Source organism: Mycoplasma sp. 5912 (assembly GCF_054353835.1).
This window is the reverse complement of record NZ_JBTHHI010000003.1, coordinates 41874-63570: the sequence shown is the minus strand read 5'-3', so window position 1 is coordinate 63570 and position 21697 is coordinate 41874. Positions and strand designations below refer to the sequence as shown.

Below are 21697 nucleotides of genomic sequence, written 5' to 3'. Positions count from 1 at the left end.
TTATGCTAAATTCGACTTGTATATATATGAATTAGTCAATTTCAAGCTGTGATAACATGAAAATTGCAGCAGTTTCTGCTCTTAAAATTCTTTTTCCAAGTGAAACTATTTTGATGTTATTATCCATGGCTTTTGTTACTTCTTTGTCACTAAAACCACCTTCAGGACCAACAAAAAATAAAGTATTTTCTGATATAGGTTGGTTTATTTTAATTTGAAAATCAACCTTTTCATGCGCTAAAATTTTATTATCAACTTGGTATGTAATCACTTGGTCAAAAGTTTGTAACTGTAATAATTCGGGAATTTTATTTCTAAAAGATTGTTCTGCAGCATTTTTGATGATGCTTTTAAATCTAGGAATTCTCTTTTGAAATTTAGAATGGTTAATTAACTCCCTATTAGTAAATTCTGTTTGCATCGGTATTATAATATCCACACCTAATTCAGTAGCTTTTTGTAAAGCTCATTCAAATCTTTCATATTTAATAACCGATAAAGCTAAAACAACTTTATATTTATGTTCATTAAAAAGATTTAGTTCCCTTATTATTTTCGCTTTGTTATGTTCTAAAACACACTCATAAAATTTTTCTTGATAAACACAGATGAAGTGTCTATCTTGTATTCTTATCACACTAAGATGTTTTAAAACATCTGCATCCAAAATGAAATAATTATCTTCTTTACAATTAACAAAAAATCTATTCATTGATAATTTTTAATCTGGTTATATGTTTGTTAATGTTATTTATAAAATTTGTATTGAAGATAGATGATAAAGCATTTTTTGGTAAATTATTAAATTTATTAATTAGTTTTGAATCTACATAATTTATTTTTTTTGTTTCATGCTTTAGAAAAAAGTGTTTATTTACCTTGAAAGCAAAACTAAATGGATCGAAAAAAATAACACCTTTTTCATATTCTTTATCATGGTTTGGACACAAAAGAAATCTGTTATCACCTGATGTGGTTAAATTAAATGCATCATCGATACTTATATTATTTTTTTGATGCTCTGCTTGAATATCTGTATGACGATAAATATGTGCTGTTATAAGATTTTCATTAATATTATAATCACAAGCAAAACATTCACCTATATTAATATAATTATTGTATTTTTTATATATATTGGCTCTAAGGAATTTTTGATTTCTTAATAAAAATTGTTTTGTTTTATCTATATCGTAATTATATTTGTTAGTTTGCTCATTTACGGTTGTGTTATACTGGAAGGAAAAACCTAATGAAGTCACATACTTTTTTATGTTCATAGAAACAGAATCACCATTTAGCAATCAAAGATTTAAGGTTTTTTGTTCAAATTGGTGTGATAATTTTGAAATAATTTTACATGACAATAATGTGTCTTGTCTGTTGACACCATCAAATTTACCATAAACATCAATAAAAATGTGATTTTTTATCATTTGATACTCAATAATTAACGGCTTATTAAGTTTATTTTTTAAACTAGATAATTGTTTCTGTTTTATAGACTGAATTAATGAGAGATTTCTAGATAAGTTTTCTGTTTTATTTTTTATATTCTGATCTATAAAATCTAAAAATGAATAACTAATTTTAAAATCTATATATATTAGTTGTTCAAGATCGAGAATTACAGAATTTGAAATGTAAAGTTTTTGATTTTTTAACTTTAAGAAATATCAATCTAAAGGATTTAAACAAAGGTAAATATTCTTGAATTGTGGATTGTTTTCGTATAATTTAATAATAGGTAGAGAGTTTTGCTTAATAAAAGCGTTTCTGCTTTTTAATTTAAATTTTTTGTTTAGTTTTTGACTAAAATAAACAAGTGTGTTGGTATTCGTAATAAACAAACCTTGATATTGTTTCTTCTCAAAAATTCAGTTGATATTATTTGGAGAAATATTATTAATGAATTTATTATATATAAGTTCATCTAAAATGGTTCTTTTTAAATCTTTTTGTGTCTTTTTGCTATCTATATTTTTTAGTTGAATAAATAAAGAATCAAAATATTTATCAGAAATACAAATTTGTATTATATTTTTATGTATATTCTTTTCCATCTTTTTTGTAATCTACACCTTTCCATACCTGGATATCTTTATCGAATAAGTCGTTAGCAATTCACATACTTGCAAATGATGGCCTTTGAAAATTCATATGATCATAGTTCAAATAATTCTTTGTAAAACACATTCTACGTTTTAAATGTACATATTGCACCCTCTTGAATTTTTGTAAAAAATCACAAAATTTTTCACTATTTAATGCTTGAATTCCAAAGATCAGTGCTCATGGTTTGTTAAATTCAAGAAGTCTTTTTAATAAATTATGTTTATTTCTAAATGGTGGATTGCTAATGATAATATCTCAATTTTCATCTGGTTGATATTTATAAAAATCTTGTCTATTATATATGTGTGATGAAAGAACTTTATAGCCATTATTTTTAAATACAGTTACAAAATTTGAATCAGGTAAATCAAACGGACATCAAATTACCTTATTTTGGGGAATTTTAGCATTATCAATAAAAAATTTAATATCTTCTTTTGTTGTATATCATTCATCATCGTTTGCATAACGAAATGCTTTTGTAATGTCATTTTTACTTTTTTCTTTTGCAGAAAGTAAATATTCTTTCACAAAATTTACGTTTTGCGAAAGATTTTCACCGTTTTTCAAGTTATCTAACACTTTTTCTATTATCTTCATAAATTTTAATTACCCATCATAATTTCTTCGTATTCTTCAAGGCTACCACGGAATAAAAAACTTTTTGTTGGTGATTGAAGCTCTAAAATCACATCGGCACATTGATTTACAAAAGCGCGATTATATGTAGTGAATATTGCACCACCTTTATAACTTTTAACTCCTTCTATTACTGAATCAATGCTTTCTGCATCGAGGTGATCAAGTGGTTGATCTAAAACAATAAAGTTTGATTCTAAAAGCATCATTCTTGAAAACATTAAACGTGCTTTTTCTCCACCACTTGTAACGGAAACTTTTTTAAATACTGAATCATTACTAAATAACATGCGCCCTAAAAAACCACGCATACGAGCATCGTCATTTTCTTTATTCTCTTTTTCTTTATTTAATAAAGGTCATTTTGAAATTCATTCTAAAACGGTTTCGTTGGTATCAAAATATTTACTGTTATCGTTAGGGAAATAACTTGGTGTTATAGTTTGACCTCATTCTATAGTTCCGCTCGATGGTTTTCTTTCACCAATAATACATTCTAAAAGTCTGGTTTTAGCAATATCATCATCACCGACAATAACCATTTTTTCACCAGGACGTAAAGTGAATGATACATTTTCAAACAAAACATCACCATTTTCATTTTTATAAGTCAGATTTTCAACATATAAGATTTGCTTCCCGTGATCACGATTCATTTCTCAACGAACATAAGGGTATTTGCGATTAGAAGGTTTGATTTCATCTAAAGAAATTTTTTCCAGTGCTTTTTTTCTACTTGTTGCTTGTCTTGATTTTGAAGCATTTGCACTAAAACGAGCAATAAATTCTTTAAGTTTTTCGATTTGTACTTCTTTTTTAATATTACTTTGTTTCATTATTTCACGGGCTAATTCAGATGATTGCTTTCAAAATGAATAATTACCTGTATAAATCTTCGCTTCATTATAATCTATATCAACAATATGAGTGCAAATTGCATCAAGAAAATCACTATCATGACTAACAACGATAACAACATTTTGATAATCAGTCAAAAAGTTTTCTAATCACTTAATCGAACGTAAATCAAGGTGGTTAGTTGGTTCATCCATTATCAAAATATCCGGATTTCCAAACAATGCTTTTGCCAATAACACTTTAATTTTTTGATTAGCTGTTAATTGTGACATCGGTACATTTCATTTTTCTTTTGGAATTGAAAGATTTGATAACAATTCTTGTGCATCATTTTCGGCTGTTCAGCCCCCTAATTCACCATATTTATCTTCTAGTTCACCGGCTCTTGTGTAATCATCCATTGTTGCATCGGGATTTGCATAAATGGCATTTTTTTCTTCTAAAACTGCATATAAATCAGTATTTCCCATTATTACAACATCGGTTACATTATAATTATTATATGCATTGTGGTCTTGAGATAAAACAGAAATGCGTTTATTTTTTTCTTTTATAATTTGTCCTGCAGAAGCTTCTAGTTCACCAGACATAATTTTTAAAAATGTTGATTTACCAGCACCATTTGCTCCAATTACCCCATATGTATTTCCTTCAGTAAATTTTAAATTAACATTTTCAAAAAGTTTTTTATCACTAAAAACCATACTTAAATTTTGAATCTCTAACATTTTTACCCCTTAGTTTGCTAAATTTAAAAAAACCTTCAAAAGAAGGCTGTGACAATTAAGCATATTGCTCGATGTCGGCTCATATTAATTTTATCTTAAATTTTTCTTTTTAACATAAAAAAACTAAAATAATGTTTTACATTATATTTTGATAATGAGAAATTTAAAAAATTATCAAAATAATGGTTTTATAGTTAATAATTTACATCTGATAATAAAAAAAGTGAAAATAAATTATGAAAAAAATTATTAACTGTTATAATATCTTAGCAACTCGGGGGGATAGCAAAGCGGCCAAATGCGGGTGGCTGTAACCCACTTTCTTACGATTCGGGGGTTCGAATCCCTCTCCCCCCACCATGTTGCCCCATAGCCAAGCGGTAAGGCATCGGGTTTTGGTTCCGACATGCGTTAGTTCGAATCTAACTGGGGCAGCCATATCACCTTTAGGGGTGTTTTTTTATGACCAAACACACAATTTAAACATAGAGAAAGTGGTATAATAGCAAAATATGAATCGTGAATTAGAAAAAATTACACCATTAGAAGAAAATTTCGCTAAGTGATATACAGATGTAGTTAAAAACGGGAATTTAATCGCATACGGACCTTCAAAAGGTTCTATTATTTTCAAACCAAATTCATATGGTATTTGGGAAATTATTCAAAAAGAGTTAAATAAAATTTTTAGATTTAAAGGAATTAAAAATGTTTATTTACCATTATTAATACCTAAATCATTGTTTGATAGAGAAAAGGACCATGTTGAGGGATTTAATCCTGAATTAGCAACTGTGACATGTGTTGGGGATCGTGAATTAGATGAACCACTTGTTATTCGTCCAACATCTGAAGTTTTATTTGCAGATTTATTCAAAAAGAGCATAAATTCCTATAATGATTTACCAATAATTTATAATCAATGAGCCAATGTTGTGCGTTGGGAAAAAACCACTAACCCATTTTTACGTTCACGTGAGTTTTTATGACAAGAAGGACATACCTGTCACTCTGATCCCTTAGAATCCCGAAAATTTACTCGTGAAATGATAAATACATATGCAAAATTTTTGAAAAATTTTCTTGCAATCCCTACAATAGTAGGTAAGAAAACACCAAGTGAAAAATTTGCAGGAGCTTGCTCGACATATACGCTAGAAGCGATGATGAAAGATGGAAAGGCTTTGCAAGCGGGAACAAGCCATTATCTAGCACAAAATTTTTCAAAACCATATGAAATAACATTCAAAAATAAAGAAAATACACTTGATTATGTTTATCAAACATCCTGAGGTGTTTCTACTCGTTTGTTAGGTGCCCTTATTATGACACACGGAGATAATCGCGGAATTATTATTCCTCCATTTGTTGCACCAATTCAAGTTGATATCTTGGAGTTATTTAATAAAAAATCTGAAAAAGTATCTGTTATAGGTAAATTCATATTTAATGAGTTATCTAAAAAATTCCGTGTAAATTTAGATAATTCTGATCGAAATCCTGGATTTAAAGCATCTAATAGCGAAATCCAAGGTGTTCCATTAAGAATTGAAATAGGACCACGTGATTTAGAAAACGATGAGGTAACTTTTGTTCGTCGTGATACTTTGCAAAAATTTCAAGTTAAAATAACTGATATAAAAGCAACAGTAAAACAAACTTTAACCGATATCCATAATAACTTATATCAAACTGCATTAAAACGATTGAAAGAAAATGTGGTTTATGTAGATTCGTATCAAGAATTAAAACAACAAATTGAAGCAGGAAAATTTGTTTATGCTCCTTTTTGTTGCTTAGATGAAGCAGAAAGACGGATTAAACAAGAAACAGGTGCTACCACCAGATGTATACCGATTAAGTTGTTTAAAAAACCAGGGAATAGAAATCACTGCATTTTTGAAGATTGTAATAATATCACTAATCGCTATGTAATTTTCGCTAAAGCATATTAGCATACTAGGCTAAATTGTCTAGTATTTTTACATATTTATAAATGTTTTATAATTTGATGAAAGGAGTTTATGGCAAGAGTTGTTTTAGGAATGAGTGGTGGTGTTGATTCGTCAGTTTGTGCATATTTATTAAAACAACAAGGTTATGAAGTGGTAGGTTTATTTATGCGCAATTGAGATAGTGTAGTAAATAACGATTATCTAGGAAACAAAGATGTGAATAGTGATATTTGTCCACAAGAAAAAGATTATTTAGATGCTCAAAAAGTTGCATTAAAATTACAAATACCACTATATAGAGTTGATTTTGTGCAAGAGTATTGACAAAATGTTTTTGAAAACTTTATATCAGAATATCAAAAAGGGCGTACACCGAATCCTGATATTTTATGTAATAAATATATTAAATTTGACAAGTTTGCCAAATATGCTTTTAATGAACTGAAAGCAGATTATATTGCAATGGGACATTATGCAAAGGTTGAAAACGGGCATTTATATCGTGCAAAAGATACCAATAAAGATCAAACATATTTTTTAGCACAATTAACCAGCGAGCAACTTACCAATGTTATAATGCCACTCGCAGAACTAACCAAACCACAGATTCGGGAGCTTGCTCATAAACTTGATTTAGCAACCGCAGATAAAAAAGATTCGACAGGAATATGCTTTATCGGTGAACGTAATTTTGGTGAGTTTTTACAAAATTATATTCCTGCTTGTGATGGGGATATTGTTGATATTACAACTAATAAAATAATAGGAAGACATATAGGAAGTTTTTATTATACAATCGGACAACGCAAAGGACTTAATTTAGGTGGGATGGAGCAACCTTATTATGTTTGCGGAAGAGATGTAACAAAAAACATTATTTATGTAGCACCAAGCACTCAAATGCAGTGACTGCTTTCGGATGCTTTGATTGCTTCGAACTACACCTTTAATCATACAGAGTTTGATAAAAATAATTTGACTGCTAAATTTCGATATCGTCAAGAAGATATACCAATTAAACTTGAAATATTAAGTGATACACATATAAAAGTATCTTATTCTCAAACATCTTCTGCAGTTACTCCGGGGCAATATGTTGTAATTTATGATGGAGACAAGTGCATTGGTGGAGCAACAATTGATGAAATATTTTATAAAGATAAAAGGTTAGATTATTTATAAGGAGCATAATGAAATCAAAAGAAATAAGACAAAGATGGTTAGATTTTTTTGCATCTAAAAATCACTATATTGTTGAATCAAAAAGTTTGATTCCACAAAATGATCCATCATTACTTTGAATTAATTCGGGTGTAGCAACCTTAAAAGATTATTTTTCAGGAAAAAAAATTCCACAATCTCGACGTTTAACTAACTCACAAAAATCGATTCGAACTAATGACATAGAAAATGTCGGGGTAACAGCTCGACACCATACTTTTTTTGAAATGCTTGGAAATTTTTCGATAGGGGATTATTTTAAAAAAGAAGCTATTGAATTTGCGATAGAGTTTTTATTAAATGATTTAAAACTACCAAAAGAAAAGTTATATTTTACATATTATTATGAAGATTTAGAAACCAAGAATCTGTGATTAAGTCATGGAATTTCGGAAAAACACTTGATAGCAGGGACAAAAGATACAAATTTCTGAGAAGTAGGATCTGGACCTTGTGGACCTAATACTGAAATATTTTATGATCGTGGACAAAAATACGATAGTCGTGGCATCGAACTTTTAAAACAAGATATTGAAAATGACCGCTACATTGAAATATGAAATATTGTGTTTTCTACTTATAATTCAGATGGTGAAGGAAACTATATAGAACTTAAGCAAAAAAATATTGATACAGGTGCAGGTTTTGAAAGAATTGTTTCAATTTTACAAGATGCCCCTACAAACTATGATACTGACTTGTTTTTACCAATAATTTATGAAATAGAAAAATATACTAGTTTTAGATATGATATAAATAACTATTTTACCAAAGAACCTGAGCAAAATAAAATAAATAGTTATTTTAAAATAATTGCTGATCATATGCGTGCAGTTGTTAATGCTGTTGCCGATGGTGCTAAGATATCAAATGTAGGTCGTGGTTATATTTTACGTCGTTTAGTGCGTCGTAGCGCATATATAGCAATGCAATTAGGTATTTATAAACCTTTTTTATATAAATTAGTTGATGTTATAAAAAGCACTTTACCATATGAATATGATGCCAAAAAAGTAGCACAAATTATCTATGAAGAAGAAGAAAATTTCTTAAAAACAGTTGAGAACGGAAGATTATTATTAAAATCTGAGATAAAGCCAAATCAAAAAATTTTTTCAGGTGAAATAGCATTTAAGTTATTTGAAACATATGGATTTCCAATCGAATTAACAACTGAAATACTTGCACAAGATGGAATAAGTATTGAAATGGATTCGTATCATCAAGCAAAAGAAAAACATAGTCAAATAAGCCGTGGTAAAAAACTTTCAGGAATGGATAAAGTTATTAACTCATTAACCTTAATTAAAAATAAAGAAGATGAATTTATAGGATATACTGATACAAAATCTAAAACCACTATTTTACATCTGCTAGATACAGAAAAAGAAATTGATACATCTGATAAAATAAGTTATGTTATTTTAAAGCAAACTCCATTTTATGCTACAGGTGGTGGGCAAAAACACGATCGAGGATATATGCTGCAAAATGATAATAAAATAATTATCATAGATGTCTTTAAAGATAAGTTCGGAAACCATATTCATAAGGTTGAAGGTAAAATTAATCGTTTCGATGAAATAGAATGCTATGTTGATGAAAAAATTCGTCGTGGTTTAGAGAGAAACCACTCCGGAACTCACTTGTTATTTTGTGCTCTAAGAAAAGTTTTAGGACCACAAATTAAACAACTTGGTAGCGATAACAATGAAGAGCGCTTAACATTTGATTTACCAGCAGATAAAAAACCTACAGAAGCTCAAATTAAAGAAATCGAAGACTTAATTCATTTATATATTAAACAAGATGCAAAACGTGATTATTTAATAATGTCAACTGAACAAGCCAAAGAAATCGGTGCAATAATGACTTTAGAAGAAGCTGAATATATGGACCCTAAAGCAGTCCGTATAGTAAAATTTGAAGGTATTACAGCCGATTTATGTGGTGGAACTCACTTATCACATACTGCTAATTTAGAAGATTTTAAAATTACTAATGTTGAAAAGAAAGCGGCTGGTGTATACCGGATTCGCGCTATTTCATCATTTGAAACAGTAAATGAATATTTAAATGAACAAAAAGATATGTTAATTATAGAATTAAATAAAAGTATTGAAAAAGTTGAAAAAATCAATCCAAATTATAAAAAAGATATTGAGATACCAAATAATTTGCAACAAGCAATTGAATATTTAAATAATCAGATACAGCAAGTTCGCAATGATTATATAAAAGAAAGTAAAAAACAGACTGAATCATTTGTTTTTGACTATGATGCAGTGGAGTTTGTTGAAATTAACAATCATAAAGTTTATTTGAATACATCAGTTGATAAATCACAAATAAAAATAGTTGCCTCAACATTGCGAGAAAAATATCCAGATGCTTTAGTTGTTTTAACTTCTCCTGATATAGATCCAATGTTAGTTGTTGCATCAAAAAAATATAATTCAAACCTTATTGCACAGCAACTTATGCAGCTATTAAATGGTAGAGGTGGTGGAAACAACATCTTAGCTATGGGAAAAATTTCTGATAACAAAAACATTTTGCAACTGCTATATAGTATTAAATGAGAAAACTCAGTTTAGATTTAGGAACAAAATCCTGTGGTTTTGCAATAACTGATGAAAATGAAATTATAGCAATTGGTTTAGAAAATTTTGAAATGGATGAAAATGATTTTCAAGCAGTTATAAATAAAATAAAAATGTATATAAATCAATACCAAATTGATGGCTTGATTTTAGGTTACCCACTTAAAATAAGTGGCCAAAAAAGCGAAAGAACCTTAATGGTAGAACAATTTGCAAAATTATTAGATGAAAATTTTAATATTCCTTATTTATTTGTAAACGAGCAATACACAACTAAAAAAGCTCATGAAACTTTAATTTCAGCAGGATATACAAGAGCAAAAAGAAAATTATATAAAGATAAAATAGCAGCAGTTTTAATTTTGCAAGAGTATTTAGATTATTATAAGCATAGAAAGGAAATTAAATGGAATTATCACAAGCAACAATAACTGGCTTATGAGTATCTGCTGTTGTAGTTTTTGTGGTTGGTATCGGTATATATATCGGATTACAAATTTATGCAAGATATATTAGAAAAAAATATGTACAAAAATCACAAAAACAAACACAAATTCAGATACAAACCTTACGGAATGATATAGGTACGCTACCGTATATTCTCAAAGATGAATTTAAATCTAAAGCAGATGATTTAGATATCGAAGGGTTAATTAATACATTTTATATAAATAAATATACTTCATTGTTAGTAATATCGAAAAATGATTTATTCCCTTTTGCTTGCTTGGTTGAAAAAGTCAAATTAGCAGGTTATTACGACTTAGATGAATTTGATTTTATAAAATATAATGAAGTTCGTAGAAAACTTCCGGATCAATTTATGCAACCAGTATTACCTTATAATAATGAAAATATTGATTTTGTAGCAGTTTTTAACAGTGATAAGAACCTTAATACTTTGTATGAAAATTATTATCCGAATCTCAACGCAAATGGTATGCTTGCAATAAACCTAAAGAAATATAAAAATTCAGAAATTTTAGAGTTAGATAAAAAACTTAAAAATAAAAATATTAAGCATGAAGTATCATATATTACAAATCGATTCTTGTTTATTGTAAAAAGCGATATAATAACAGATAATTTAGGAGTATCAAATGGACAATAAAAACATTATTTACCTTTCACAAGAAAAATATGATGAGTATAAAACTGAATATGAAAATTTAGTCAACATTGAACGTAAGGCGGTGCAGGAAGCCCTTAAAGAAGCACGTGCTCAAGGTGACTTATCTGAAAATGCCGAATACGATGCAGCAAGGGAACGTCAGGGAATTGTCGAAGGACGTATAAGCGAACTTGAGAATATTCTTGATAATGCACAAATTATCGAATCAAAACATGATAAATCTGATACCACCGTTGGAATAAACTCGTTGGTAACGTTTTTAGTGCTGGAAAAGAAAGTAGAAAAGTCAGTTACTATTACTGGATCACACGATACCAATCCGTTTGAAAATAAGGTATCAATGTCAAGTCCTTTAGCAGTTGCTATGATTGGTAGAAAACCAGGAGATATTATTGAAATTGAAGCTCCAAATAAATATTCTGTAAAAATTATAAATGTAGAACATTTATAGAATTAAGCCGTATTTTGCTACGGCTTTTTTAATACAACACAAGGAGAACAAAATGAACAAACACCCACACATTAAAGAAATATTATATACACAAGAATTTTTGGAAGCAGAAATTAAAAAGTGTGCAGATTGAATTAATCAAACTTACCAAGCAAGCAATAACTTAGTTATTGTAGGTCTACTAAAAGGTTCTATACCGTTTTTAGCACAATTGATTAAAGATGTTGAAGTTGACCATTCGCTTGATTTTATTACAGCAAGTAGTTATGCAGGAGGCAGCCAATCCAAAGGTAGTGTAAAAATAATTATGGACTTAGCAGAAGATATTTTTGATAAAGATGTTTTAATTGTTGAAGATATCATTGACAGTGGAATTACTTTAGAAAAAATTCAAAACCTTTTATTATCACGTAAACCAAAATCACTAAGAATTTTGACTTTGTTAGATAAACCATTTCATCGAAAGAATGATTTGCAAGCAGATTTTTCAGCAATAAAAGTTCCGGATGAATTCTTGGTTGGTTTTGGTTTGGATTATAAAGAAAAACTCAGAAATCTACCATATATAGGGATATTTGATAAAAAATATTTATAGACATTAAAAAAAACGGAAAATTTCCGTATTTTTAATGTCCGTGTGAATGGATTGAAAGAATAATAACTGAAAAAACAACTCCTAAAAATAACATTAATAAAGTAATAAATCATTTCTTCTTATTAAATATTTCATGATAGAATTCAGGAAAGAATTCAACTAATGATGTAAAAATAAAGATACCACCTATACCCGAATAAATTAGACTTTTAAGAGGATCACTTACAAAATCACCACCATAAATACCAATTAGGATAAAGGGTAAAAATAAACCTAACCCAGCAAACGATGTAAATAATGCTTTTCAAGGGGAAAATCCTGCATCACGTAATCTAAGGTAGAATATGGTTTCTTCGGGTATAAGATGTAAGATTAAGGAAATAAAGTATGCTACAGTAATATCGCTTGCTTTTGATGCATCGGCTGCTACTTGTGAAAGGTTATAACCAATTAATAATCCTTCTGGGATGCGATGTGTGAGTAATAATAACAGAGCGATAAGCTTTAACTTTCCTTCAGTTTTTGCTAGTAGAGTATTTTCTACAAGTTGTAATTTATCTTCTCGGTTGCTTAAAAATTCTTCATGACTGTGGGTGTGGTCATGTTCGCTGTTGCTATGTTTATGTTCGTGGACAAAAACACTAAGTTTTTTTGACTTCATCAGTTGTTTGTTTAATTTTGAAGAAATAACAAATTTTAAAACAAAAGCAAATGTTAATCCGACTAAAATTCCTCCACCTACCATACCAATATTAGATAAATAATATACTGATGTACCTTCGCCAAATATTTCAGAATGATGCGAAGCAACTTCTAATGATTCACGCAAGAAACCAAAGGAAGCAAGTATTATAAAAAAACCAGTTGAAAAAGCATATAAGTATACTTTAGTTTTTTGAATTTGTTTTTTAAATATCGGTAGCACAAATGATAAGATAATAGGAACCATCAAAAGAACGATTAAAAAGATTAGACTTAATAAAAATTTCGATAAATAAGGGTTATTTATCCCGTTGTTAATACCTAAATAAAGATTATTTAATCACTGCATTATTTAATTTCTACATTATGAAATACATCTTGTACATCATCGTCATCTTTTAATTTTTCAGCAAAATCTAATAATTTTGCTTGTTTTTCCGCATCATAACTTACATACATATTTGGAATATATGTAACTTCACATTGGACAAAATTATCAATTTTAAACTCTGTTTCAAGAACGGATTTAAGCTCACTAAAGTTTTCAGGTTGGGTTAAGATGACAAATGTTTCATTATTACTTTGTACATCATCTGCACCATTTTCTAATGCGATAAGCATTAAATCATCTTCTGAAATATTTTGTTTGCTAAATTCGATAATACCTTTTTTATCAAATGAAAAAGGTATCTGTCCGGTTTTTCCTAAGGTTGCATTTTGCTTATTAAAATATGCTTGGATATTCGATTTAACACGATTTATATTATCAGATAAAGTTACAACAATAAAGGTAGCACCACCACTAATAGTAGCATTAAAAATTAATTCTGTATATGATGAACCATCTTTGTTCCCTGCTGCCTTAGCGATTGCTCTTTCGATATTGTCTTTTGGCATATTTTTTGCTTTTGCTTTTGAAATAGCAAGTTTTAAAGTAGGATTTTTATCTGGATCTGGTCCTAATTGAGCAGCAACAAAAATTTCTTTTGAAAGTTTTTGAAAAATTTTTCCTCTTGCTGCATCTTGGGCACCCTTACGGTGTGCAATATTAGCTGAGTGTGAATGTCCTGCCATAATGTCTCCTATTCTACTGGTTTTGGTTTAAAAACAGGTTGTCTTTTATGTTCTGTATTTTTATGTCTATATTCTATTTTGTTGATTATATCTTTTGTTAAGTGTTGTTTAATAATTTGTGGTTTATCAAGGTGATTTATATAAAAATCTAATTGACGATATGAAAAACCGAGTTCACCTTCATCTGTTTGTCCATCTCATAAACCAGCTGATGGCTTTTTATTTATAATACTATCCGGTACACCTAAAAGTAGAGCTAGATAAGCAACTTCACCCTTTGTTAGTTGACAAATAGGTAATAAATCTGCTCCACCATCACCGTATTTAGTAAAGTAACCTATATATACTTCATCAGCATTATCAGTTCCTAAAACTAAATAATTATTTTCTTGTGCTATTGCATATAAAGTTGTCATTCTTAAACGTGGCTTAATATTAGCGATTGAAAGTGGGTTTGCTAGGTTTAATTCCTTGCTTATTGCCTTAAATGCAGCACCTAATTTAATAGTTTTAAACTTTGTGTTAAACCTTTGTTCAAGTGCTTGTATATCTGCTAAATCGGCTTGTAGCATTGATTGCACCGGTATTACAACCCCAATTGTATTATCTGTTACAGATTTCGCTAAAGCATATGTTAACGATGAGTCAATTCCTCCGCTAATTCCGACAACAAATCCTTTTGCTTTTGCTTTTTGTAACATATCATTTAAAAAAGTTTTTAGAACATCTATATATTCATAAGCTTTTTGCTCATTAAAAGAATGTTCAAAACCATTATAATTGGTAATTTTACTCATACTTACCTTTCTACATAAGTTATATTATATTATAAAATTTGTTTTTCTATATAAAAATTACTATATAGTAATATAAAATTACTTTTAAGTCTATTATCTAGACTTAAAAGTAAAAAAATAACCCATAATAGGGTTATTTTTAGTCTTCTACAACTGTTGCTGTGTCTTCGTCGGAATTTTTTGTTTCAGATTTTGTAGCATTTTGTTGTGCTGCATAGTTTGCAAAATCACGCATTACATTTTCTACTGATTCTAATTTTGTTTTTAATGCAGGAATATCTTTTTTATCAATTAATTCTTGTAATTCGTTAATAAGTTTTTCACTCTCTGCTTTTGCTTTTTCATCCATTTTATCACCTTGTTCGGCAGTTGCCTTTTTAATTTGGTCGATTAATGATTCAGCACGAACAATGGTTTCAACTTCTTCTTTGCGCTTTGCATCTGCTTCTTTGTTTGCTTCTGCTTCTTTAACCATTCTTTGAATTTCTTCTTCAGAAAGTTTTGTTGAATTTGTGATTGTAATTTTTGCATCTTTATTTGTTTTTAAATCTTTAGCTGTAACAGTTGTAATACCATTAACATCAATTGTAAAACTTACTTCAATTTGTGGTACTCCACGAGGTGCAGGTTCGATTCCACCAAGATTGAATTGACCTAAAGTCTTATTATCTGATGCCATTTGTCTTTCACCTTGCACAACACGGATTGTTACTTCGGTTTGATTATCAGCTGCTGTTGAGAATACTTGTGATTTAGTTACAGGAATTGTGGTATTTCTGTTGATTAATGGAGTTGCAATACCTCCCATAGTTTCAATTCCTAAGGTTAATGGTGTAACATCTAATAATAAGATATCATCAATATCACCTGCCAATACAGCCCCTTGAATAGCGGCACCAATTGAAACGACTTCATCAGGGTTAATTGAACGGTTAGGTTCTTTATTTAAGGTACGTTTTACCATATCTTGCACTGCAGGCATACGAGTTGATCCACCAACTAATAATACTTCATGCAAATCCTTAGCAGTAATTCCAGCTTCTTTTAAAGCATCTTCAATTGGTTTTCTAGTGCGATCTAATAAATGTGATGTCATTTCTTCGAATTCGCTACGCTTTAGGTTTAATTCAACATTAACAGGTCCATTTTCTGTCATTCCAAAGAAAGGAATTGCAATAGTAACTTGTCCTTGCTCAGAAAGATCAATTTTTGCTTTTTCAGCAGCTTCCTTAAGACGATTTAAACGAGTTTTATCAGTTCCAACTTCAAATTTATAAACATCTTTAATTTTCTTAGTTAATCAGTTTACAATTTCATGATCTCAATCATCTCCACCTAGGTGGTTATCACCTGAGGTAGATAATACATCAAATGTTCCATCTTCTACTTCGAGAACTGAAACATCAAATGTTCCTCCACCAAGATCATATACTAATACTTTCATTCCTTTATGATCTTTATCAAGACCGAATGCTAATGCAGCCGCTGTAGGTTCATTAATAATTCTTAATACATCTAATCCTGCTATTTTACCAGCAATTTTAGTTGCTTCACGTTGTGCATTGTCAAAGTATGCAGGAACAGTAATAACTGCTTTTTTAACTTTTGTTCCTAATTTTGCTTCAGCATATTCTTTCATATATGAAAGAATCATTGCTGAAATTTCTTCTGGTTTATAGTCTCTTCCATTTACATGAACTGTTTTATCAGTTCCCATAAGTCTTTTAATAGAGATAACTGTATTTGGGTTAGTTTCAACTTGACGTTTAGCATTATCCCCTACAATTTGCTCTCCGTTTTTAAACGATACTACAGATGGAGTAGTTCTTTTACCGTTAGGGTTTTCTAAAACTACTGATTTTTTTCCATCCATAATTGTAACTACTGAATTTGTAGTTCCTAAATCTATTCCTAAAATAATTTCTTTTGCCATGATTTTCTCCTTAATAGTTTTTTTGTTTTTGTTTGTTATATAGATTAATTATAACATAATTTAGCAAACAAAGAATTTAATTGCTAATTTTTTTTGTCAGTATAACTGATGCAGGTTTAATTAAACGCGAGTTTAATTTTAAACCATATGCTGTAACTTTTTTTACTATATTATCAATATCGGAGTCGATAAAATCAACTACTGCTTGTGAACTTGGATCAAATTCAGTTTCAAGTTGTGGATTAATTATTTCAACACCATTACTTGAAAAAACATCTTCAAATTGTTTTAAAACAATATTAAATCCAATTGTGTAATTACGAGTTTCCTCAGATGTTGAATTACTTCCAAAGTTAACTGCCATTACAAGGTTGTTATATGGAATAACAAAATCTTCAAAGAAAGATTGCAAAGCATAATTTTTAATATCATTTCGTTCGTTTTCAAGTTTTTGCTTTTGGTTTTGAATTTCTTGTTGTAACATCTGATCTGCCTTTTTTGATAACTGCGATGCTTTTTCTTTAAACTCTGTTTGTAATTTAAGTATATCTAAATCTTTTTGAGCAATTTGTTGTCTTAAATGGAAAACTTCTGCTCTTAGTTTTGCAAGTTCTTCTTTGACCCCACCTTCTTCAACTATGCTATCATCTGAAACAATATGGTTTGAATTTACATGTGATATTACTAACCTAACTGTTTTTCCGGCAAATTTTGGATCATCGAACTTTTTAGAATAAGTAAATTCAACCTCTAAAACTTTCTTATATTTACGACCAATGATATATTTATCTAAATCTGGTAAATATTCATTATTTCCTAAGGTAATTGTAGTATTTTTATCATATTCTTTTTGATGGTGACCATCTAAATAAAGACGAAAATCACCTGTTATTTTATCTCCATGTTTATATTTTTTATTAAACATATTAACCTCTTTTCTTTAGTAAAATTTCTAAAACATTTAATGCTGTTCGCATTGCATCGTAATCAGATGCTTGAGCACCAATTACTGAAACCTCAGTGACATTGCTATTGTTTTCGATTCGCTTAGACATATATGTTCGTTCATCGTTAATTGATATTTTAAGTTTTTGATCATTTTCAACACTTTCTTCAATGCGATCTCAAACAGAATAGTTTTCGATTAATTCTAACATCTTATTTAATGTCTCTCTATTTATATCATCTCTTAAGATAATATTCGATTTACCAAAAACTTTATTTTGAGTAATGTGATTAATTTTTTCTGTAAAAACCTGAGTAATAAATGAATCGATTACCTTTTGATAATTCTTAATTTGTGATGCAAGCGGTTCAGCAAGTGATAAAACATGGTCTGCTAACTTATCTAATGGGATATCAATAAGGCGATCTTTAAATATCTTTATAGCAATTCGTAAGTCATTAATGCTTACATCTTTATCAAAAGTAATTATTTTTGAAAAAACTTCTCCATTTGAAATTACCATTACAATCGTGGCTCGATGTTGATCTAATGGAACCATTTCGATGCTTTTGAGCAGATGCTTTTGTGATAAATCAGTTGTAACTAATGTTAAATTAGTAATTTCTGAAATAATTTTTGCTGCTTGCTCAATAGTTGTGTCTATATCATTTCTTTTTTTGTCTAAAATCTTTTCAAGTTTTCTTAACAACTTTTCTTCATATGTTTCTGATAAAAAGTTTGCATAATAGCTCAGTCCTTTTGATGTTGGGATGCGACCACTAGATAAATGCGGTTTTATCAAAAATTCCTTGTTTTCTAGATCATTCATTAAATACCGAATTTTAGCAGGTGAAAAAGTTATTTCATTAAATCTTTTAATAAGTTTTGCACTACTTACTGCCTCACCTGATTCAATATATAAAAGCACAGTGTACTTTAGAATTAACTCATGACCTTTGTTTATTTCCTCTTTAATCATAATAATATTCTAGCACAAAAATAAAAATTTAGCAAATAAATAATTAAATTGCTAAATTTTTATTTTCTGATGTTTGGTAAATTATATCTTCATTAAATACCTTTTGATAGGTTGTTATGAAATTAGAATATAAGTCATCATAAATAATATTTCCTTTATTTATTTGATCAAAATGATATCCTCAGATGATAAAATAAAAAATATATAATCTTTCTTTTTCATTATGTATTTGTTCTTTATGATTATGTATATCTAAATTAACTTTTTTATTTATACTATGATAATCGAAATAAAATTTCTTTACTTGTATTAAATTCTCAAAAAAAGGCTTTGGTATAAAATAATTACAATAGGAAAAAGTAAAGCTATTTATCAAATTTTTTATTTGGTTTGTTTGTTTTTTAAATAATAAAGTGTAAAAAATAAGTAATAATAAAGGAATTATAATATCAACTGCCCCTGGAATGTAAGCATATGTAAGATAATTAATAGAGAATTTATAATTTGAATAATTTTCACTAAAATTAACTGCATTAGAAATTATTCTGTTTTTATCATAAATAATATTATAAAAAATAAAATTTAAAATAATAGCAAGTAGACAAAAGATTATATTCAACAATAAAATAAAATAAAACTTTTTCATTAACTTAATAAAAGAATTAGCACCTTTTTTAAAGATGACATTAGTTATGGTTTGATTAATTTTAATTAATTTATGCATTTTATAAATCGAAAAAGTAGATAATCTTTTTAAAAAGATAAAATAAAAAATGATATAAATATTAAAAATTACTAACAGTATATCTACAACAGAGTTAATTGCAAAAAATACAAAAATCATATTTTATACCTTATTTATTGAAATAATTAATATAGTTATAATACATACCTATATAATAACTTTGATGTTCTGTTTGTTTTGACAGATGCATATTGTAGATAAAAAAAGCAAGAATATAATATGTATTTTCCTTAAAAACCTTTCTTATTGTTTTGATATCTATTTTGTTATATATCATTAAAAATGAATAAATATGCATATAATTTATCGGTAATAATCCGTTGTTTTTAAACTCATTTGGTAATCATTTTTCATAGTTTATTGTTATATTCTTCAATTTTGAATCAAAATGTTTTATTGCTTTCATTGAAAATTTAATATGTTTATATACAGTTAGAAAATATGGTGTATATGCTATAAAACTCATTATAACAGCAGGAAGAATATAATAAACTATTTGATTATCATAACCTGATAAAAAAGTCATATAATTCATTGATAATAAAAAAGAAATTTCAGATATGAATAAGAAGATTATTACAAATAATACAATAAAAGAAATAAAGTTGTATTGCTTTGTTTGAATTTTTATAATATTTCACCCGTTTATAAAGTGAATATGATAATTTTTATTGGATTCAATGTCTCTTTTATATGTATCTATTAAAATATAATAAAAAATATTTAATCTAAAGTAATATACAACAGAAAAAATAATTGGATTTATAAGGAAATACATAAAAACAGAAATAAGTAAAATTGCTAAAAATCACATATTTATCCTAGATTATCTAGTTTAGTCTTATTTGGTAATTTTCTTATATACCATATGTTTTTAGCAGGATTATATACTTTTTGAAGTCCTCATTCATACAGTTGTCATTCTAAAACACTAAGCATCTGATCAATAGTTTTAAATTCACCTGTTTTTAAATTCTTAAATAATAGATTTCTACCCCCTGTTCCACCATTTTCATAAGAATCTGTTTGAACAGTTTCTTTCATTACAACTCATTCAATTTTTCTAATATCATCTAAGTATTTGTTGATTTCATTTAATTTACTTGTAAGATTTAACAAAAACTTTTGAATTTCTACTGTTTCTTTATTAAGTTTGTTTAATTCATCTATACTAACACCTAATGAAGCAAGATCAATTCCTGTAAAAGTAATGGATGGTATTGCTTTAACAAGTTTTGATGCAAAACTACCAACAGATTTTAATTTTTTATAAATTCATTGCAATTCTAAATACATTACCAGTTATACCGTTAGTGACACCCCATATATAATTAAAAGCTGTGTATCAGTCATCAAGTGAGGTTGTGTTAGATTTTATGTTAAGCAATTTATTTATAAATTCTTTTTTTGATAATAAAGCTTCTTTTTGATTTTTAAGTGAGTCTATATAAAATGTTATTCCTAGAGATACCACAGAAGTGCCTACACTAACAAAAGCAAAAATAAACGGAAAGAAAAAAGATAATACTGATGATAACACAGAAGCAGCTGTCGTTGCTATTGATGCTATTGTTGCATTTTTTATTTTAGATTGTATTGAATTAATGTTATTTTCTATTATAGAATAAACTTCCTTAATATTTTCTGCTTCGGCTTCTAATTCATGAAATTTAATGTTTAGTTTTTTTGAATTAACTTCATTTTGGTCTATATTTATAGTATATCTCAAATCATTATTTATTAGAACTCTTTTTATGTTAGATTTTACTTTAACTTTTTTTATTTTCTTTGTAATATCATTAACAATAGAATTAACAGAAATTTCGAATTCTTCTATAAATTTTGAATATATTTGATGAATATTATAATCTATGATTTCTTTTTCTTGGTATGGAGCAATTTTTCCACTCTTTTTCAGATTTACAATATAATAGTCAAACATTTTCTTAAAATCTTGAAAAGAAATTAAATTTTTTAAACTTTTATTCTTTTTTTCAGAATTTAAGAAACGAAAGAAATTGTCACCATTTAATTTGTTTGTAAACAACTTTTCATCAATTGTTTTCATTAAATATTCATAATCAATAAATGTATTAATTCCTGTATTTGATTGATTCATATTTTCAGGATTATGATTTATTTTATATTCGTATACTGGCATATTTGTAATACTGCTTAAACTAGCAATCGGATCACCTAAATTTAATAATATTTTCTTCATTTT

21 protein-coding genes and 2 tRNA genes are annotated in these 21697 nt (G+C 28.0%); 9 read left to right on the top strand and 14 right to left on the bottom strand.

The genetic code is table 4. From position 1 onward, the window contains the following. Positions 1 to 31 precede the first annotated feature (31 nt). Genes ACXYRP_RS01470 through ACXYRP_RS01455 form a run of 4 tightly spaced genes read right to left on the bottom strand, consistent with a single transcriptional unit; the run spans position 32 to position 4340 of the window. The gene (locus ACXYRP_RS01470) at positions 32 to 712 is read right to left on the bottom strand and encodes a 16S rRNA (uracil(1498)-N(3))-methyltransferase (protein WP_458597585.1); all 681 of its coding nucleotides are present in this window, start codon (positions 710 to 712) and stop codon (positions 32 to 34) included. Then, entirely contained in the window at positions 705 to 2063 is a 1359-nt protein-coding gene (locus ACXYRP_RS01465; RefSeq protein WP_458614064.1) for an HNH endonuclease family protein, read from the bottom strand. The genes ACXYRP_RS01470 and ACXYRP_RS01465 overlap by 8 nt, the downstream gene beginning before the upstream one ends. Then, the gene (locus tag ACXYRP_RS01460) at positions 2044 to 2715 is read right to left on the bottom strand and encodes a hypothetical protein (protein ID WP_458615072.1); all 672 of its coding nucleotides are present in this window, start codon (positions 2713 to 2715) and stop codon (positions 2044 to 2046) included. Before ACXYRP_RS01460 ends, ACXYRP_RS01465 begins: the two co-directional genes overlap by 20 nt. A gap of 5 nt (positions 2716 to 2720) precedes the next feature. Next, positions 2721 to 4340 (bottom strand): ABC-F family ATP-binding cassette domain-containing protein, encoded by a 1620-nt coding sequence (locus ACXYRP_RS01455; RefSeq protein ID WP_458615071.1) that lies wholly within the window; start codon positions 4338 to 4340, stop codon positions 2721 to 2723. Between the two features lie 276 nt (positions 4341 to 4616). Between ACXYRP_RS01455 and ACXYRP_RS01450 the strand changes: the two genes are divergently transcribed. The 9 genes from ACXYRP_RS01450 to hpt all read left to right on the top strand — a co-directional run bounded on the left by ACXYRP_RS01450 (position 4617) and on the right by hpt (position 12297). Continuing rightward, positions 4617 to 4700, top strand: a tRNA-Tyr gene (locus ACXYRP_RS01450). 3 nt (positions 4701 to 4703) lie between these two features. Next, positions 4704 to 4778 (top strand) — tRNA-Gln (locus tag ACXYRP_RS01445). 74 nt (positions 4779 to 4852) lie between these two features. Further along, a complete protein-coding gene (gene proS, locus ACXYRP_RS01440) occupies positions 4853 to 6295 on the top strand; it encodes a proline--tRNA ligase (protein ID WP_458615070.1) in 1443 nt (480 codons plus the stop codon). 69 nt (positions 6296 to 6364) lie between these two features. Then, entirely contained in the window at positions 6365 to 7477 is a 1113-nt protein-coding gene (mnmA, locus tag ACXYRP_RS01435; RefSeq protein ID WP_458615069.1) for a tRNA 2-thiouridine(34) synthase MnmA, read from the top strand. Between the two features lie 8 nt (positions 7478 to 7485). Then, positions 7486 to 10113: an alanine--tRNA ligase gene (gene alaS / locus ACXYRP_RS01430; RefSeq protein WP_458615068.1), complete on the top strand. Its 2628-nt coding sequence runs from the start codon at positions 7486 to 7488 to the stop codon at positions 10111 to 10113. After that, complete coding sequence (ruvX, locus tag ACXYRP_RS01425) at positions 10095 to 10550, top strand: Holliday junction resolvase RuvX (protein ID WP_458607335.1); 456 nt, start codon at positions 10095 to 10097, stop codon at positions 10548 to 10550. The genes alaS and ruvX overlap by 19 nt, the downstream gene beginning before the upstream one ends. After that, complete coding sequence (locus ACXYRP_RS01420) at positions 10526 to 11230, top strand: BC85_0335 family putative methyltransferase (RefSeq protein WP_458614067.1); 705 nt, start codon at positions 10526 to 10528, stop codon at positions 11228 to 11230. Before ruvX ends, ACXYRP_RS01420 begins: the two co-directional genes overlap by 25 nt. Beyond that, positions 11220 to 11702, top strand: coding sequence for a transcription elongation factor GreA (gene greA / locus ACXYRP_RS01415; RefSeq protein WP_458614068.1), 483 nt, complete (start codon positions 11220 to 11222; stop codon positions 11700 to 11702). The genes ACXYRP_RS01420 and greA overlap by 11 nt, the downstream gene beginning before the upstream one ends. 52 nt (positions 11703 to 11754) lie before the next feature. Further along, entirely contained in the window at positions 11755 to 12297 is a 543-nt protein-coding gene (gene hpt / locus ACXYRP_RS01410; RefSeq protein ID WP_458614069.1) for a hypoxanthine phosphoribosyltransferase, read from the top strand. A 31-nt stretch (positions 12298 to 12328) separates the two neighbouring features. Here hpt and ACXYRP_RS01405 read toward each other — a convergent pair whose 3' ends face one another. The 10 genes from ACXYRP_RS01405 to ACXYRP_RS01360 form a co-directional block, all read right to left on the bottom strand. Then, complete coding sequence (locus ACXYRP_RS01405; RefSeq protein ID WP_458597575.1) at positions 12329 to 13348, bottom strand: ZIP family metal transporter; 1020 nt, start codon at positions 13346 to 13348, stop codon at positions 12329 to 12331. Next, positions 13348 to 14073 carry a YebC/PmpR family DNA-binding transcriptional regulator gene (locus ACXYRP_RS01400; RefSeq protein ID WP_435128978.1) on the bottom strand — a complete coding sequence of 242 codons (726 nt, stop codon included), beginning with the start codon at positions 14071 to 14073 and terminating at the stop codon, positions 13348 to 13350. Before ACXYRP_RS01400 ends, ACXYRP_RS01405 begins: the two co-directional genes overlap by 1 nt. A gap of 8 nt (positions 14074 to 14081) precedes the next feature. Further along, a complete protein-coding gene (nadE, locus tag ACXYRP_RS01395; RefSeq protein ID WP_458615067.1) occupies positions 14082 to 14870 on the bottom strand; it encodes an NAD(+) synthase in 789 nt (262 codons plus the stop codon). Between the two features lie 139 nt (positions 14871 to 15009). Continuing rightward, positions 15010 to 16803 carry a molecular chaperone DnaK gene (gene dnaK / locus ACXYRP_RS01390; protein ID WP_435128983.1) on the bottom strand — a complete coding sequence of 598 codons (1794 nt, stop codon included), beginning with the start codon at positions 16801 to 16803 and terminating at the stop codon, positions 15010 to 15012. A 76-nt stretch (positions 16804 to 16879) separates the two neighbouring features. After that, entirely contained in the window at positions 16880 to 17728 is an 849-nt protein-coding gene (locus ACXYRP_RS01385) for a nucleotide exchange factor GrpE (RefSeq protein WP_458615066.1), read from the bottom strand. A 1-nt stretch (position 17729) separates the two neighbouring features. Beyond that, positions 17730 to 18728 carry a heat-inducible transcriptional repressor HrcA gene (locus tag ACXYRP_RS01380; protein WP_458607329.1) on the bottom strand — a complete coding sequence of 333 codons (999 nt, stop codon included), beginning with the start codon at positions 18726 to 18728 and terminating at the stop codon, positions 17730 to 17732. Positions 18729 to 18771: 43 nt separating this feature from the next. After that, the gene (locus tag ACXYRP_RS01375) at positions 18772 to 19572 is read right to left on the bottom strand and encodes a hypothetical protein (RefSeq protein ID WP_435128993.1); all 801 of its coding nucleotides are present in this window, start codon (positions 19570 to 19572) and stop codon (positions 18772 to 18774) included. A gap of 10 nt (positions 19573 to 19582) precedes the next feature. Further along, the gene (locus tag ACXYRP_RS01370; RefSeq protein WP_458607327.1) at positions 19583 to 19999 is read right to left on the bottom strand and encodes a hypothetical protein; all 417 of its coding nucleotides are present in this window, start codon (positions 19997 to 19999) and stop codon (positions 19583 to 19585) included. 290 nt (positions 20000 to 20289) lie between these two features. Further along, a complete protein-coding gene (locus ACXYRP_RS01365; protein ID WP_458615065.1) occupies positions 20290 to 20769 on the bottom strand; it encodes a hypothetical protein in 480 nt (159 codons plus the stop codon). Next, positions 20741 to 21694 carry a hypothetical protein gene (locus ACXYRP_RS01360; protein ID WP_458615064.1) on the bottom strand — a complete coding sequence of 318 codons (954 nt, stop codon included), beginning with the start codon at positions 21692 to 21694 and terminating at the stop codon, positions 20741 to 20743. Before ACXYRP_RS01360 ends, ACXYRP_RS01365 begins: the two co-directional genes overlap by 29 nt. Positions 21695 to 21697: the final 3 nt, after the last annotated feature.